Origin of the sequence: Sphaerospermopsis sp. FACHB-1094 (genome assembly GCF_014696195.1) — a bacterium.
GTDB lineage: Bacteria > Cyanobacteriota > Cyanobacteriia > Cyanobacteriales > Nostocaceae > Sphaerospermopsis > Sphaerospermopsis kisseleviana.
Genome location: NZ_JACJPT010000132.1, coordinates 1 through 13,493, shown reverse-complemented (window position 1 = coordinate 13,493; position 13,493 = coordinate 1). Strand labels below are relative to the sequence as shown.

Below are 13,493 nucleotides of genomic sequence, written 5' to 3'. Positions count from 1 at the left end.
GCGTCTGGCTAAGGCGTGAAAGTCTACTGAGGGATAACTGCTCCCATGCTCCCGTTGAAGTAGAAAGTAAAGTCTAGTTTTGTCTAGGTTTTATATAGCAGGTGAGACATGGTGACTGGTTTAAAGAACCTCATTTGAGTAATTTAACAACTTTGTTAGAAAATTTAGGAGTTGGTAGAGTTTTATTAGATACTCGTCCTGTGTATTCTGGGGAAGATGATCCACAATTAGCATCAGAAAGGCGTAAACCACAATTACCAGTACAATTTTCTGTCACTGCCAATTTTACATTAATTCGGTTTATTTCCCATCCCCGTTTATCTATGAATGAGCAATTTATGAATGAATGGGTGACATATATTAAAAAGTGGTTATCAGAGGGAATTAAAATTTATTTGTTTGTACATTGTCCTACAGAGGATATGTCTCCTAATAATGCACGTTATTTTCAACAATTGTTAGAAGAAAATGGTGTAGAGATTCCGCCTTTACCTTGGACTTGGAATAATCTTAGTAATAGTAATCAACTGAGTTTATGGTAAGTAGGTGACAGTAAAAACGAAGTAGCGAAAGCTGTTGAAACCATTACAGATCCAAGGTTACAAAGAAATATAGCTGCTGCTAGTAGCGTGTTAGCAGGGTTAGTTTTAGATAAACAAGTGATCAGGAAGATTTTCAGGAGTGAAATTATGCGCGAGTCTGTAATTTACCAAGAAATTCTCGAAGAAGGTAAAGCTGAAGGTAAAGCTGAAGGTAAAGCTGAAAAAGCTAGGAATGTAGCAATCAATTTACTAAGAATTGGTATGAGTTTACCACAAATTGCTCAAGTTACAGAGTTATCTATTGAGCAAGTTGAGGAAATACAAAAATCAATTCAAGGATCATAATTGATACCAAAATCCCCGACTTCTGCAATTCAGTCAAAATTTATGGACATGATAATAAAAAAAGTCGGGGATCTAGGGGATCTAATTTAGCAAATTAAGCAAATTAAGCAAATTAAGGCAACCAAAAATTAGGTAAAATTGATTTACCCACATCACGGATAGCTTGATTCACATTTCTCGCTATTTGTATATGATGTTCATCTTGTTCTATAGGTAAAATATTTGCTTTTTTCCCTGTTCCTAAATAATCAATTGCTAAATTTGCAGCTTCCAAACCTGTAACAAAGGCTTTTTCCTGTGACCATGAACCGTGACGGTTAATAATCCAATCACCACTCATAAATACATTATTCAAACTGGTTTTAGCTGGTAACATATTCTGATAACTACCAGGTGAAAAATGTGTAACTGCATTTGCTAAACGAATGACGCTACTATCAATTACTTTTGCTTCTTTAAATTCTGGTACACAAGTTGCTAAATAACCTTGAACTATTTTGACAATTTCCTCATCACTTAAATGTAAAAATTGATTGGCATGATAAAAGTCAACTTCTACAACTGTTTCGGTTTGATTTTTATATTCATCATGCAAAGCATTCAAATCAAAAAAAGTCCATCCGGTTGTATTATCAAATCCAAAACAAGCATTAGAAGGACGAGGAATATTGATTTTTCTGTCAAACCATAACCGAGTCGCTAATACATCTATTGCTCCTAAATTGCTGATATTTCTAAATTCTGTATAATGTTGTAAACTAGGACTATTAGCAACAATTTTTTTCATTCCTGTAATTCCTACAGAAAAAATCACGGCATCAGCATCAAAAACTTGATCACCACAAACTACACCTTTAATCTGATTATTACCACCGACAATTACATCTGTAACTCGATGTTTAGCTAAAACTTTCGCCCCTAACTTTTCTATCTTCTGCACCCAAGGACGAAAGATTTTTTCGCCTACTGTTCCCCGACACCAAACTACGTCAAAATCTGGTTGGTGAGCGAGGATAAAATAATATAACATTCCTAAAGTGGCGGCGGCTGAACATTGTTCACCAGGGGCAAATAAACCCACTAATAACATAGGTTCAAATGCTTCTTTATAAAGTCTGGCGGAAACACCAAAAGTTTTGAATAATTCACGGGCGGTTATATAATCATATCTTTGCCAAGCATCATGAGAATTATCAAAATCAATTAAGCTATAAAGTAAAGGTAAGGCGCTGAGTCTGTCAATTAATGGTAATCTTTGAAATTGCGGGTAAATAAAAGTTCCTAAGGGGGTTGGTAGTCTGGGTAAATCTTGAAAAATTGGTGATTCAACTTCTAAACCTGCGGGAGAATATTGAGCAGAACGAGTCCAAGTTGTAAAGGGGTTTATTTCTAATTCATTGATGAGAGAAAATATATTTCTGTAAGGATACCAAAAGCCATGAATACCGGCTTCTACAGATTTTCCTGCTGAGGTTTGCCAACCTGCTACCAAACCACCAGGATATGGTCCTGCTTCTAAAAGTGTGACATCATAACCTTGTTTTGCTAAATGATAGGTTGCCCCTAAACCCGCCCAACCAGCACCGATAACTACTACCCGTTTTTGTTGTAATTCTGACATTTTTGCACCCATGTTTTTCTGTACAGATAGTTATCATATCGGTTTGAGCAGGGAACAGGGAAAGAAAATTTTAGATTTTAGATTTTAGATTGGAATTGGCAAAAACAATCCAAAATCCAAAATCCAAAATTCTGCCTCCTGTTTCTTCATTAACTATGAATACTGCCATCGGGCATAATAGCACCTGTTAAAAAAGCTTCACTCATATCTGTGGCGTTTAAATTAGCTCTGGTCAAATTTACCTCACACAGATTAGCTTCACTTAAATCAGCGCCGGTTAAATTTGCGCCTTGTAAATTTGCCTTCCACATCCGCACACCTCCCATTTTTGCACCACTTAAATTTGCACCTTGTAAGTTGGCGGCTGTGATTGATGCTTGATGTAAATTAGCATCACATAAATCTGCACCAGTTAATAAAGCTCCACTAAGGTCTGATTCATTTAAATGGGAATTACTTAGTATGGCTTGAGTTAAATCAGCACCACAGAGAATCACTTCTGATAAATTAGCATTTTCTAATGTTGCACCTCTGAGATTTGCTTTACTTAAATTTGCTCCACTCAAAGATGCTGCGGTGAGGTTTGCACCTCTGAGGTCTGCTCTACCAAAGTCTATACCACCCAAGTTAGCTCCTTGTAGGTTTGCGGAAGGTAATGCAATACCGTTAAAGCTTCTTTCTCCTCTGGCATACCTAGTTAATAGTTCTTGAATATCCATAGTTTTGAGTTATTTGTACTTAGTTGGAAGATTTAATTTGTATTTGGCGAAAATTTATTTAAGAAAAATACGAAAATAAATACAATTATTAAAACTAAAATCTCAAATATATTAACTATTTTAGTGACCTCAAATTGATCAATATAATGAATGCTACCGATAACATTGATATTGGGAGCATCCGAATTTTGCCAACATAAATGTAGCTAAATCAAAAGTTTGAGTGTTTATACCTTGCATGAAGTAGCCATACTGACTCATGAGGGCAATAAACAGGAAATAGGTAATAGAAAGTGTTGAGAAATCATTGAGGATGACTATATATACTATATATATAGTACCTATAAAAAAATCACTTTTCCACAAATGCTAAAAATCTGTTAGGGTTTGTCACGAATATCAAACAATTTCAGGGACTTTATGCGGAAATTTTGTCTGGAATAATCAAGACTGAATTTGCTATAAAAAAACCGACTAGTCTTAACATTTGTCTGCAATGAATCTCTAGTCGGGCATAATTATATAGCGTTGTGTGATTGGCAATTGTTTCTAGCTGGATTTTAGCGATCGCTTACTTGCATAAATAGAAACAATCTGCTAAGATAAGACTTCTATATTATTAATATTCTTTTTTAGACCAACTACCTCGTCGATCATCCTCTCGTGGTTTTGCTTTATTCACTCTTAGTTGACGACCCATCCATTCTGCACCATCCAATTCTGTGATAGCAGCATCTTCTTGTGCATCTTCGATCATGTCAACAAAAGCAAATCCGCGCATCCTTCCGGTTTCGCGGTCAGTAGGTAAAACAACTCTTTTGACCTCGCCATAATCAGCAAACACGGCTTTTAAGTCTGCTTCGGTTGCGCGGTAAGAGAGATTTCCAACGTAGATAGTCATTATGAGTCACGTAATTTTCAACAAAAAGCGATAGTTCAGATGGAAACTGGAACTCAGCAAATTTTAAGCATTGCTCCCGTTGCCTTGGATTCATGTATGACAAAAATTGTAGGAGATTAGTCATCAATTATACTAGTTCACTACTCAACCTGCCACCAGACTGAACATACCCATCTGCTCATTATGATAACTGATTATGACATTTTCCAAAGTATGAGAATTTACAAAGAATTATAATATAAAATTATATGCTTTGATCTATTGGATAATTTAACAGAATTTATTGCTAACAAGCTGCGGTAATCTAATTACATTTTAGCAATTATAAACCGTTAACGTTGAAATGTTAACGGTTTATAATTGATTAATCAATTGAAATTTGTTGAGGGCCAGAGGCTTTGCCATTCTGGACTTCAGTGGCTGTTTTGGGGAAGTTGGCTGAAGTAATATGTTGATCTAGCCAACTTCTAACAGGATCATCAGCTAGGTTAAGTCGGAGGACACCAGAAACAAACCCACCCATAAATGACACTGGATGCTGGGCAAGTTCTTTAAATAGAGGAGACAATTCACTAATAAACATTACACTCTCCAAGTATTGCCGTAAAAAAATTATTAATTCTTCATCAATCTTAACAGATACTGGCTAATAAGTGACAATAAACAAATTTAATAATATTAAGATGTATAATAGTTATGATTTTTTCAATCCACAACAAATTAATTGAATTGAAATTTATTAAGCTATGACAAGCAACTGGGAAAACTTTATCAAAAATATAGGTGAGTGGAGGGGTTCATTTACTCAAATATCCCCCCAGGGAGAAATATTAAAATCTACGCCTAGCATTTTAAACTTAGAAGCCATTGATAATAACCAAGCTGTACTGTTTAGATTACGTCGTTTTGATAGTAATAATTATGATAGTTCTCCCATTCAAGATTATCAACAAGAATATCGTTCTTTAGCCAAAGAAAACATATTTTTTAACACAGGTGCGTTTGCCAAAGGAACATTACAACTAGCACCGTTTACAGAATTTGGTGCAGAATATGGCTTTATAGATGAAAATAGGCGATCGCGCTTAGTGCAATTATTTGACAAACAAGGAAAATTTAGTAATTTAACCTTAATTAGAGAATTTAGAACTGGTACAGAAGCCAAAGAAAGACCACCATTGACAGTAGAACAACTAATTGGTAAATGGGAAGGTCAAGCGCACACAGTATATTCAGACCTCAGCCCCTCAGAAACAAATACCAGTTATTTAGAAATCAAAGAACTAGACAACGGATATTTAGAACATCAACTTTCATTTGCAGGTCAAAATATTAGCTCAAAAGCCAAGATAGCAGGTAATAAATTGATATTTGAAAAAGAAGGAAATATCAGAGAAATCTTATTATTACCCGATGGAATTTCTAGTAATGTTCCCGTCCAACTAGAACTAAGAAAACCCTTTTTTGTAGAAGCAGGTTGGTTAGTCACAGACAACGAACGCCAAAGGTTAATTCGTACCTACAATGCAAAAGGAGAATGGATAAGTTCAACTCATGTGATTGAAATTAAAAATATTTAGGGAACAGGGAACAGGTAACAGGGAATAGGGAACGAGGGAAAAAAATATTTACCTCCTGCCTCCTGCCTCCTGTCTCCTGCCTTCTGCCTCCTTATGTGGGTGACTGTTCAGGGAACATACATTTATCAGAGTCACAACCGCTAGGTCCTGCTTCTGACATTTCCCCTAAATCATAACGACCTAAAGCACCACAAAAATCATCGGTTTTACGTCTTGCTTTCACCTCAGCAGATAAACGCTCATAAGTTGCTTTGTCTATGGGTTCAAAGGGTAAACGGGGGAAAGTTTGAATGTCATCAAACCGCGCTAATAAAGCCGCAGAAATGTAACCTTCATCATTTTTCACCGCTTCATAAATGCGTGTTCCCAAAACTTCAACTTCCTCAGAACGTAACTCTAAAGTCGCTGAGGTGTTATGGGTAGTGTAGTATTTCTGCACTTGCATCACAAAATCTAACTGTGCCAATACAGAAAACTTGGATACATCAATTTCATCTGCTCCTGGTAAATCTGCCCAAGAGACAGCCACGGGTATTTCTACCAACCATTCTGTACAACGAGGATCAAACGGATCATTTAACAAGTTACCGTTTTCGTCTTTGTCAGATTGAGAAGGTATGACATTATACCCATAATCTATACAGGCTAAGGCTACAGGGTCATTTTTACGGAAAGTGATCCGGCGGATGAACCTTTGCGCTTTGGGTGGATGCCAACCAGAACTAGCACCAGTCAATAAAGATTTTGTCCCGCTAGGCTGCACAGTAGTACAACGGTTGGGGCGTTTAATTCCGTGTTTATCGCAATATTCCCAAACAGCGTTATGTACTATTTCTCTCCATTTGCTGAGGTATTTTTGCTCACCGCGTTTAAATATCAGTCCTTCAGGGGTTTCAGGTCTGCCTTGTTCCCACCAGCGCAACCAGTCCACACCAAAAGCATGAACAAAGAAGTCAAATAAACCAGTGAAGGAAACGCCGACGATGGGATCAAGTTCCCGACTATATTGATAGCGGGGTTCTTGGAAGTGATGGTTTAATAATGCAGCAACAGATAAAGCACCAGCTTTAAATGCTTCCTCTTGTTCTTTATAGTTGTCGGGATCGAGTTGGTTTAAGTGTACCTCAGATAAATTACAGTGGAAATTAGTTCCTATTATTTCCAGTTTTGTTATCCTAAAGGCTCTTTATCCTTTAGTTCTAGTGCTTTAATTCGCACTAGCTCGGAGTACATTTTCTACAGTTTCCTGTAGTCCGGCACTCGTGGAAGTCTTTTATTCTCCTGGGAGGTTCAACTTCTACTCTCTACGGTGTTACAGGCTTTTTAGTTCCTGTAATTACCTCGGCATTAGCAGTCTCAGCTTTCACCGATTTTGCCGGATTTTTTACGTGAGGCAAGTATAATTATTTACCACACGGATTAAGCCCGTATCTACCTAAACGATGTTCTAATTCTTGTTCATCAATATTTGGATGATGTTGTTGTATCCATGCTTTAGCTTTTCCTTGTTCGTAAGCTTGCAGGAAGTCTTTTTTCAGTTCTGGGGTGTTGAGTAAATCAATATTAGCTCTTGCCACCGCTTCACCAGCCCATTGAATTGCACCTTCACCACTGTAATACTGCTTTTGCACTGCGGAAATAGATTCTTCTAGGGTGGGTTTGCGGTGAAATACTCTTGTGTGGTTGGCCATACGTAAAGCATCACGCTCAGGATCTATGCGCCAGTTACCTTCTGTATCTTGATGCCAAAGATTATCTTTCGCTGTTGCACTTTGTTGGTCTTCTGCAACGAATTGGCGCATCCCCGCGCTTCTGCGTATATTTCCAGCAACAATTGATACAGCAGCTTCATCAATTAATAAACAGCATTCCACAGAGGTTAACTGTCTACCTAAAGCTTTATTCAGAATAGAGGCGCAGCGTTCATATAAACCAGGTAATTTTACTGGGTTAGCAACACCACCAAAACCTTTCAGGGTTTCCCCGGACTGACGTACATCACTAATATCTACAATTACCTGAACGTCATCGGTATGGTCAGTGAGCGAAGTCGAACTGAAGCGTTCATCGGTAGAAAGCTCTAACAGGGTTTGATAGGACTTTACCCAACCTTCCCGACTATCTCCGACGTGAATAGTAACGGTGTTACCTTGTATATCGGTTTCTGTAAATTCTCGACGCTGTTCTACAGGTGTACGGCCAACTTCACCTGTGATGGTAACATTTAAGCGATTACGGATAGGGGGCAATTGATTAATATACTGCGGTTCGATAATAGCGCCTGTACCACAACCCATCATGGCCAAGTCCATCATTAAACCGAAGGCTTTCCAGTCTACTAAGTTGGTAGAAGTACAATTATAAGCACCAGAAAAGTTTTTTGATTTTTTTAACCAGTCTGTGCCACCAACCCACAACCAGCGGCCACTGGGTAGGGATTTCATATTGCGTTGCATTTTATCTAAGAGGGCGGCTTCTTCTTGGGTAAGTTTGCCTAACTCTACTAAACCTTGTAAAGTGCGATCGCACACCTCATTCCAGGATTCTCTTAAACCTGCTGCTGTACGACGGCTGTAGGTTCTAAAAAATACAGGGTTTGCTGCTGGTGCGGTTTCGGGGAAAGATGCACTCTGGCGTTGACGTTGCAATTCTTGAACCATAAGAAATTTTTGTAGCTTAATCACAGATTAAGACTATAACGCCAACTCGTTATATTATGAAAGGTTGCTAAATTTACCACTTTGTGATTTGAAGTATTTTGTATAATGTGTAACAATTTTTTATTTTTATTGTCAAACCCTGACTATGTACCAGGGTTAGTGAAGGTTATCATTTACTACTAAGCATTGATAGCAAGTAAAGATTCTAATTCATTGATATCTGTTACAACTCCTTGAGTTGGGGATAAGTTGTGTCTAGATAAATTGCGTAAAGTGCGATCGCACACCTCATTCCAGGATTCTCTTAAACCTGCTGCTGTACGACGGCTGTAGGTTCTAAAAAATACAGGGTTTGCTGCTGGTGCGGTTTCGGGAAAAGATGCACTCTGACAAGGTTGCTAAATTTACCACTTTGTGATTTGAAGTATTTTGTATAATATGTAACATATTTGTATTTGATGGCGATCAAGTGCATAAAATATATTTAGATGAGTTGGGAGACATTCAAGAATTACCCGTATGGGTAGGGTTAATGGTACTGACGACTTTAAAAGAAAGTCAAGCACCAGCAGCAGCTAGGTATTTATTAACAAAAAGTAATCAAGAATCATCATCAAATGAGATGATTTTAGAAATGATTACTACAATCATGATGTACAGATTTGAAAATTTGACTTTGCGGGAGGTTCAAGTCATGTTAGGAATTTCATTAGAAAGAAGTCGCACTTATCAAGAAATTAAACAGGAAGGAAGACAAGAAAGTGCTTTAAATTTAGTTATGCGACAGTTAACTAGACGTTTGGGAGAGTTACCGGAGGAAGCAAAAAATAATATTGCTAACTTATCTTTGAGCAATTTAGAAAATCTTGGAGAAGCGTTGTTAGACTCTACCAGTTTAAAAGATTTACAAAGTTGGTTAAGTCAAGTGCAAGATTAATTTATTACTGATCAGATCCCTGACTTTTCAAAAAAATTCACTATTTATAGAAGTTGGGATTTCAAAAATAGTAGATTTTAAATTATAATTACATAACCAACCAATAAAAATCAAATTACAAAAATCTTACAGTAATAATAATGTCCCTAGCACCTTGGAGAAGTTTAATAACTCGCGCTTTACACAAAAACCGCAGTTTAGTTTATTCCCGTTATGTGCAACTTGCAACCGTGCGAGAAAATGGTTTACCTGCAAACCGCACTGTAGTATTTCGTGGTTTTCTGGAAGATACCAACCAGCTAAAATTTATTACCGATATTCGTAGTGCAAAAGCTGAACAAATACCACAACAACCAGCAGCAGAAATTTGTTGGTATTTTCCCAACTCTAGAGAACAATTTCGTATTAGTGGAAAATTAATTTTAATTACTGCTAATTCTCATCCACATTTACAACCAGCGAGAATAAAAATGTGGCAAGAATTAAGTGATGCTGCACGTTTACAATTTGCTTGGCCTACTCCTGGTAAAGAAAGAGTAAGAACACCAGAAGCCTTTACACCATCAGCACCCAACCCTTTAGAACCATTAGAAACCTTTTGTTTATTATTACTTGAACCTACCGAAGTAGACTATTTAGAACTGCGGGGTGAACCACAAAATAGAACTATTTATAAACTTGATGAAAATCAAGAATGGGATTTTGAAGAAATCAATCCGTAAGTCTTCAGGTAGTAGACTCCTAACTTCTATTCTTTTATTACTGTCACCTGTCACCTGTCACCTGTCACCTGTCACCTATTGCTCTTGACATTAAGGTAAAATTTCCACAATTGTACCTTTCTGAACCAATTTATATAATTCATCGACATCTTTATTTTTTAAAGATGGACAACCTAAAGTCCAGTTATTTTTTGCATCAATCATTTCATCAGCACCCGCAGGTACACCATGAATACCTACTTCACCACCAATAGGAAGATACCAAGCTAATTCACCATTGATTTTAGCTTGAAAATGCTTTCTCCAAGATTGTGAATTAGGATAATTTAACCACATAAATTTTGACCATTGGGGATGAGGATAAAGGTCTTTAATTTGTAAAATCCCTTCGGGTGTTTTTTTATCACCTTCTCTTTTTTTATCACCTGTGGGGTTAGCACCAAAAACCACAGGATAAGATTTAATAGGTGTGAGATTGTAATATAATGTTAGTCTGTGCTGAGATTTTTCAATTAAAATAGATATCTGATCTTTATTAATAGGTTCGGTAATTATTTTTTCTATTGGTTGGTCATAATTTAATAATTCATTGCCAATTATAGGTTTATGTATTTTGTGATTTGTTTGACAATTTGTCATACATAAAACCTCGGCAATTTCTGTCACTGGAAATATCAAACCTGCACGCAAGAGTAACCCATAAAATACAGAACCAGTAACAAAAAACAAAATAATGTTTAATAGGATTCTCTGTTGTTTAAGGTATTTGGTTATTGATTCTGTATTCATGATTTGTATGTTTGTTTAAACCTGCTACAAATAAATATTCTGACTCCTGACTCCTGACTCCTAACTACTGATTCCTGAATTATTACATTGGTTAAATCCCAGCACCGTCTAAAAATTCCTGTATTGTTTTATCTCGAAGATTACAGAAATTATGCTCTTTTGGTAATTCATCTACTTGAATGTATTTACCTACTAAAACCGGAACTTTGACGGGATTTTGTAGAGTTTCTATTTTTTCTTCTAGTGCTTCAATACGATCTAGTAAACTACGAATTACTTGAGCTTCCGAGTCTGGTAGGTTGTTGTGTTCCAATGGTGAAACTTTCACTCCAGAACGGTAAACAATACGTCCAGGAATCCCGACAACGGTACAATCAGAGGGAACATCTCTTAAAACTACTGAACCTGCACCGATACGGACGTTATTACCTATTTGCAGATTTCCTAAAACTTTTGCCCCTGCACCAACAACGACGTTTTCACCTAATGTGGGGTGACGTTTACCGCTTTCTTTACCTGTACCACCCAGGGTAACGCCTTGATAAATGAGGGCGTAGTCTCCAATAATGGCGGTTTCGCCAATGACAACGCCCATACCGTGGTCAATAAATACGCCTCTGCCAATTACTGCCCCTGGGTGAATTTCAATACCCGTTAAAAACCGAGCAATATGAGAAATGAGCCGGGGAATAAAGGGAATGCCAATAGCACGCAACCAGTGAGCCAGTCTGTGAAGGATTAAAGCCTGTAAACCAGGGTAGCAAAACAAGACTTCTAACCAATTCCGGGCTGCTGGGTCACGTTCAAAAATGATGCGAAAGTCGGCACGCAGTGTAGATAGCATCTAGATAGTACCCAATAAGCAAAACAAGCTACTTTCCCATTTTATCGTTACTTGGTAATTGGTGATTGGTGATTGACATGACGCAAAAACCGCAACCAGAAAAAAACACACAGCTAGAGATACAATTTAATCCTTTGACGCACATTCCACCTCAGAAATTTTCCCTATTCCCTATTCCCTATTCCCTAACCTAACAGATATGACTCAGATCACAGCCAAGATGTTGCCTTGTGGTTTAAGATTCGGAAACTGCTACCGTGATTAGTAGTCTAATGGTCATGGTGCATCAATTTGTCAGTAGATTTTGTAGTTTCAGGAACTTGTAATCTGCTGTGTTAGTCAAGCAAAAAAGTGCAGGGTGCAGAGAGGAAATTTCTGAGGTTTCGGAAATTCTCTTTGGATATTTAGGTAAATGGTAGGGTTTGTTAGATGAGAGATTTGATTTGCTCTGTCTCATTAACTCTGGAATTATTTTTACCAAAACTAACAGTTCTCCACAGCCAGCCTACACAAATAACTTTATGATTTACTGAATACTAAATATTGTTGGTAAATTAAGTAAAAAATGTAACTCATTCTGCTATGCAGCAAGAGGTTTTAATGCTGTAAAAATATTCCGGTGGAATGTTTCTACTGACTGCTGGTATATATTACTGACTTGCCTTCACTCAGTAATTACGGTTGGCTCGGTAACGATTATTTCACATCTAGAAAGTAAAAAAATTGGCTTAAATTTTCCGGATCTACAAAAAATTTTGAGTTTATTGTTACACGTAAATATGTAAGCACGATGAATATCAAACTCGATAAACACACTCCAGATAGTCTGGCATCTTTATTTGTCCTTCTCATGGAAGAAGGAATGACACCAAATCAAATTTTGGTTGGTATTGTTCGTCTAGCGACGGATAGCAAAGAATTAGAAGGCACGATTGTCTCAGCCGATTGTATACGTTTCCTGTTGTCGATAATGCCACTAGATGCAAGTGCGCCAGGGGTGACTGGGTTTGTATTATCCCTGGCCAAAGAAGGCGTTAGTAGCTTGATGCTGTTCGATGCTTTGGGTTTTGCCTGCTATGTTTGTGGTTTGTTCGATACTGCTAGTTTGCTCCGCTTGACTTATCAGAGATTGCAAGCTGACAAAATCATTTCCCAAATGCTGCGCGACTAAGAGCTAATGACTAACCAATGTTTTTTTAGACGGCTCATGCCAAATCAAAAAATGCTCAACCAAACAATGGATGAACTGATAAAACTAATAAAAGCGTTATATGTTTCCTGTGAGATATTTAGCCAGTTGTAGTGAAGCGACTACAAGGTTAAGGGACTGCTACAACATATAGCGGTGTTGTGCAGTGCTTCATCAACAACTGGCGAGTGGCTGTAAGTTCTGAGGGTTGGCTGCCATCCTTCCCTTGGAACTATTTTTAACTGTCCTGTTCTTTTTGTTGATATTTCTATTAAAACGGTAACTAAAAAATTTTGTCTGCCAAATTGCCAAAACCTTGAATTGTTTGGCTGACGGTGGAAATGAGGATTTTGATTGCATAGATGGGGCGTTGAGGAACGCCCCTTTTCCTATTTTCCTCATGGTAGGGGGAGTTAGGGAGAAATATTTAGGGTTTGCTGAAAAAGTTATCTGTGAAGGACCAGTGACAGGTGACAGGTGCTACGCCACGGTGACAGTTTCAAGAGTTGGATAGGAACTATTTTTTCTTGAAGTAGGAATTAAGTGCAAGGTTTTTCAGTTGCCACCTCATAAAAGCTGGCAGTTTTTGAAAGCACTTCGGCTTACTTCGACTGCGCCCTTCGACACCGCCCTTCGACTGCGCC

11 protein-coding genes and 3 pseudogenes are annotated in these 13,493 nt (G+C 37.6%); 6 read left to right on the top strand and 8 right to left on the bottom strand.

Annotated elements, in window-relative coordinates:
* Positions 1-101 precede the first annotated feature (101 nt).
* Both H6F47_RS24185 and H6F47_RS28955 read left to right on the top strand, forming a co-directional pair.
* Positions 102-542: pseudogene (locus tag H6F47_RS24185) on the top strand (DUF72 domain-containing protein); the annotation flags it as partial.
* 147 nt (positions 543-689) lie between these two features.
* Positions 690-887: a hypothetical protein gene (locus H6F47_RS28955; RefSeq protein WP_347239105.1), complete on the top strand. Its 198-nt coding sequence runs from the start codon at positions 690-692 to the stop codon at positions 885-887.
* A 112-nt stretch (positions 888-999) separates the two neighbouring features.
* Here the strand turns inward: H6F47_RS28955 and H6F47_RS24175 are convergent, their stop codons facing one another.
* From H6F47_RS24175 to H6F47_RS24160, 4 genes are all read right to left on the bottom strand, one after another.
* Entirely contained in the window at positions 1,000-2,508 is a 1,509-nt protein-coding gene (locus tag H6F47_RS24175) for an FAD-dependent oxidoreductase (protein ID WP_137667670.1), read from the bottom strand.
* Positions 2,509-2,657: 149 nt separating this feature from the next.
* Positions 2,658-3,227, bottom strand: a complete 570-nt coding sequence (locus tag H6F47_RS24170; protein WP_190651341.1) for a pentapeptide repeat-containing protein — start codon at positions 3,225-3,227, stop codon at positions 2,658-2,660.
* 619 nt (positions 3,228-3,846) lie between these two features.
* A complete protein-coding gene (locus H6F47_RS24165; protein WP_096568063.1) occupies positions 3,847-4,128 on the bottom strand; it encodes an RNA-binding protein in 282 nt (93 codons plus the stop codon).
* A 364-nt stretch (positions 4,129-4,492) separates the two neighbouring features.
* Positions 4,493-4,711 carry a hypothetical protein gene (locus H6F47_RS24160; protein WP_096568065.1) on the bottom strand — a complete coding sequence of 73 codons (219 nt, stop codon included), beginning with the start codon at positions 4,709-4,711 and terminating at the stop codon, positions 4,493-4,495.
* Between the two features lie 163 nt (positions 4,712-4,874).
* Between H6F47_RS24160 and H6F47_RS24155 the strand changes: the two genes are divergently transcribed.
* Entirely contained in the window at positions 4,875-5,708 is an 834-nt protein-coding gene (locus H6F47_RS24155; RefSeq protein ID WP_190347655.1) for a DUF3598 family protein, read from the top strand.
* A 91-nt stretch (positions 5,709-5,799) separates the two neighbouring features.
* On the opposite strand, the pseudogene nrdJ (H6F47_RS24150) reads toward H6F47_RS24155, so the two are convergent.
* Positions 5,800-6,870 (bottom strand): annotated as a pseudogene (gene nrdJ / locus H6F47_RS24150) (ribonucleoside-triphosphate reductase, adenosylcobalamin-dependent); the annotation flags it as partial.
* Positions 6,871-7,114: 244 nt separating this feature from the next.
* Positions 7,115-8,368: pseudogene (gene nrdJ, locus H6F47_RS24145) on the bottom strand (ribonucleoside-triphosphate reductase, adenosylcobalamin-dependent); the annotation flags it as partial.
* A 433-nt stretch (positions 8,369-8,801) separates the two neighbouring features.
* On the opposite strand from nrdJ (H6F47_RS24145), the gene H6F47_RS28950 reads away from it, so the two are divergent.
* Together H6F47_RS28950 and H6F47_RS24135 are read left to right on the top strand one after the other, a co-directional pair.
* The gene (locus H6F47_RS28950; RefSeq protein ID WP_347239106.1) at positions 8,802-9,305 is read left to right on the top strand and encodes a DUF4351 domain-containing protein; all 504 of its coding nucleotides are present in this window, start codon (positions 8,802-8,804) and stop codon (positions 9,303-9,305) included.
* Between the two features lie 140 nt (positions 9,306-9,445).
* Entirely contained in the window at positions 9,446-10,027 is a 582-nt protein-coding gene (locus H6F47_RS24135) for an Npun_F5749 family FMN-dependent PPOX-type flavoprotein (RefSeq protein ID WP_096568074.1), read from the top strand.
* Positions 10,028-10,117: 90 nt separating this feature from the next.
* Here the strand turns inward: H6F47_RS24135 and H6F47_RS24130 are convergent, their stop codons facing one another.
* Positions 10,118-10,816, bottom strand: a complete 699-nt coding sequence (locus H6F47_RS24130) for a L,D-transpeptidase (RefSeq protein WP_137667674.1) — start codon at positions 10,814-10,816, stop codon at positions 10,118-10,120.
* A gap of 91 nt (positions 10,817-10,907) precedes the next feature.
* Entirely contained in the window at positions 10,908-11,660 is a 753-nt protein-coding gene (cysE, locus tag H6F47_RS24125; RefSeq protein WP_096568077.1) for a serine O-acetyltransferase, read from the bottom strand.
* Positions 11,661-12,450: 790 nt separating this feature from the next.
* Between cysE and H6F47_RS24120 the strand changes: the two genes are divergently transcribed.
* Positions 12,451-12,831, top strand: coding sequence for a hypothetical protein (locus tag H6F47_RS24120; RefSeq protein WP_137667675.1), 381 nt, complete (start codon positions 12,451-12,453; stop codon positions 12,829-12,831).
* Positions 12,832-13,493: the final 662 nt, after the last annotated feature.

What these genes read in the sequence shown, in the direction of transcription:
- H6F47_RS24160 (WP_096568065.1), bottom strand. Translation starts at nt 4,711, where the DNA reads ATGTTTATTAGTGAATTGTCTCCTCTATTTAAAGAACTTGCCCAGCAT.
- cysE (WP_096568077.1), bottom strand. Translation starts at nt 11,660, where the DNA reads ATGCTATCTACACTGCGTGCCGACTTTCGCATCATTTTTGAACGTGAC.
- H6F47_RS24165 (WP_096568063.1), bottom strand. Translation starts at nt 4,128, where the DNA reads ATGACTATCTACGTTGGAAATCTCTCTTACCGCGCAACCGAAGCAGAC.
- H6F47_RS24130 (WP_137667674.1), bottom strand. Translation starts at nt 10,816, where the DNA reads ATGAATACAGAATCAATAACCAAATACCTTAAACAACAGAGAATCCTA.
- H6F47_RS24120 (WP_137667675.1), top strand. Translation starts at nt 12,451, where the DNA reads ATGAATATCAAACTCGATAAACACACTCCAGATAGTCTGGCATCTTTA.
- H6F47_RS24175 (WP_137667670.1), bottom strand. Translation starts at nt 2,508, where the DNA reads ATGTCAGAATTACAACAAAAACGGGTAGTAGTTATCGGTGCTGGTTGG.
- H6F47_RS24135 (WP_096568074.1), top strand. Translation starts at nt 9,446, where the DNA reads ATGTCCCTAGCACCTTGGAGAAGTTTAATAACTCGCGCTTTACACAAA.
- H6F47_RS24155 (WP_190347655.1), top strand. Translation starts at nt 4,875, where the DNA reads ATGACAAGCAACTGGGAAAACTTTATCAAAAATATAGGTGAGTGGAGG.
- H6F47_RS28955 (WP_347239105.1), top strand. Translation starts at nt 690, where the DNA reads ATGCGCGAGTCTGTAATTTACCAAGAAATTCTCGAAGAAGGTAAAGCT.
- H6F47_RS24170 (WP_190651341.1), bottom strand. Translation starts at nt 3,227, where the DNA reads ATGGATATTCAAGAACTATTAACTAGGTATGCCAGAGGAGAAAGAAGC.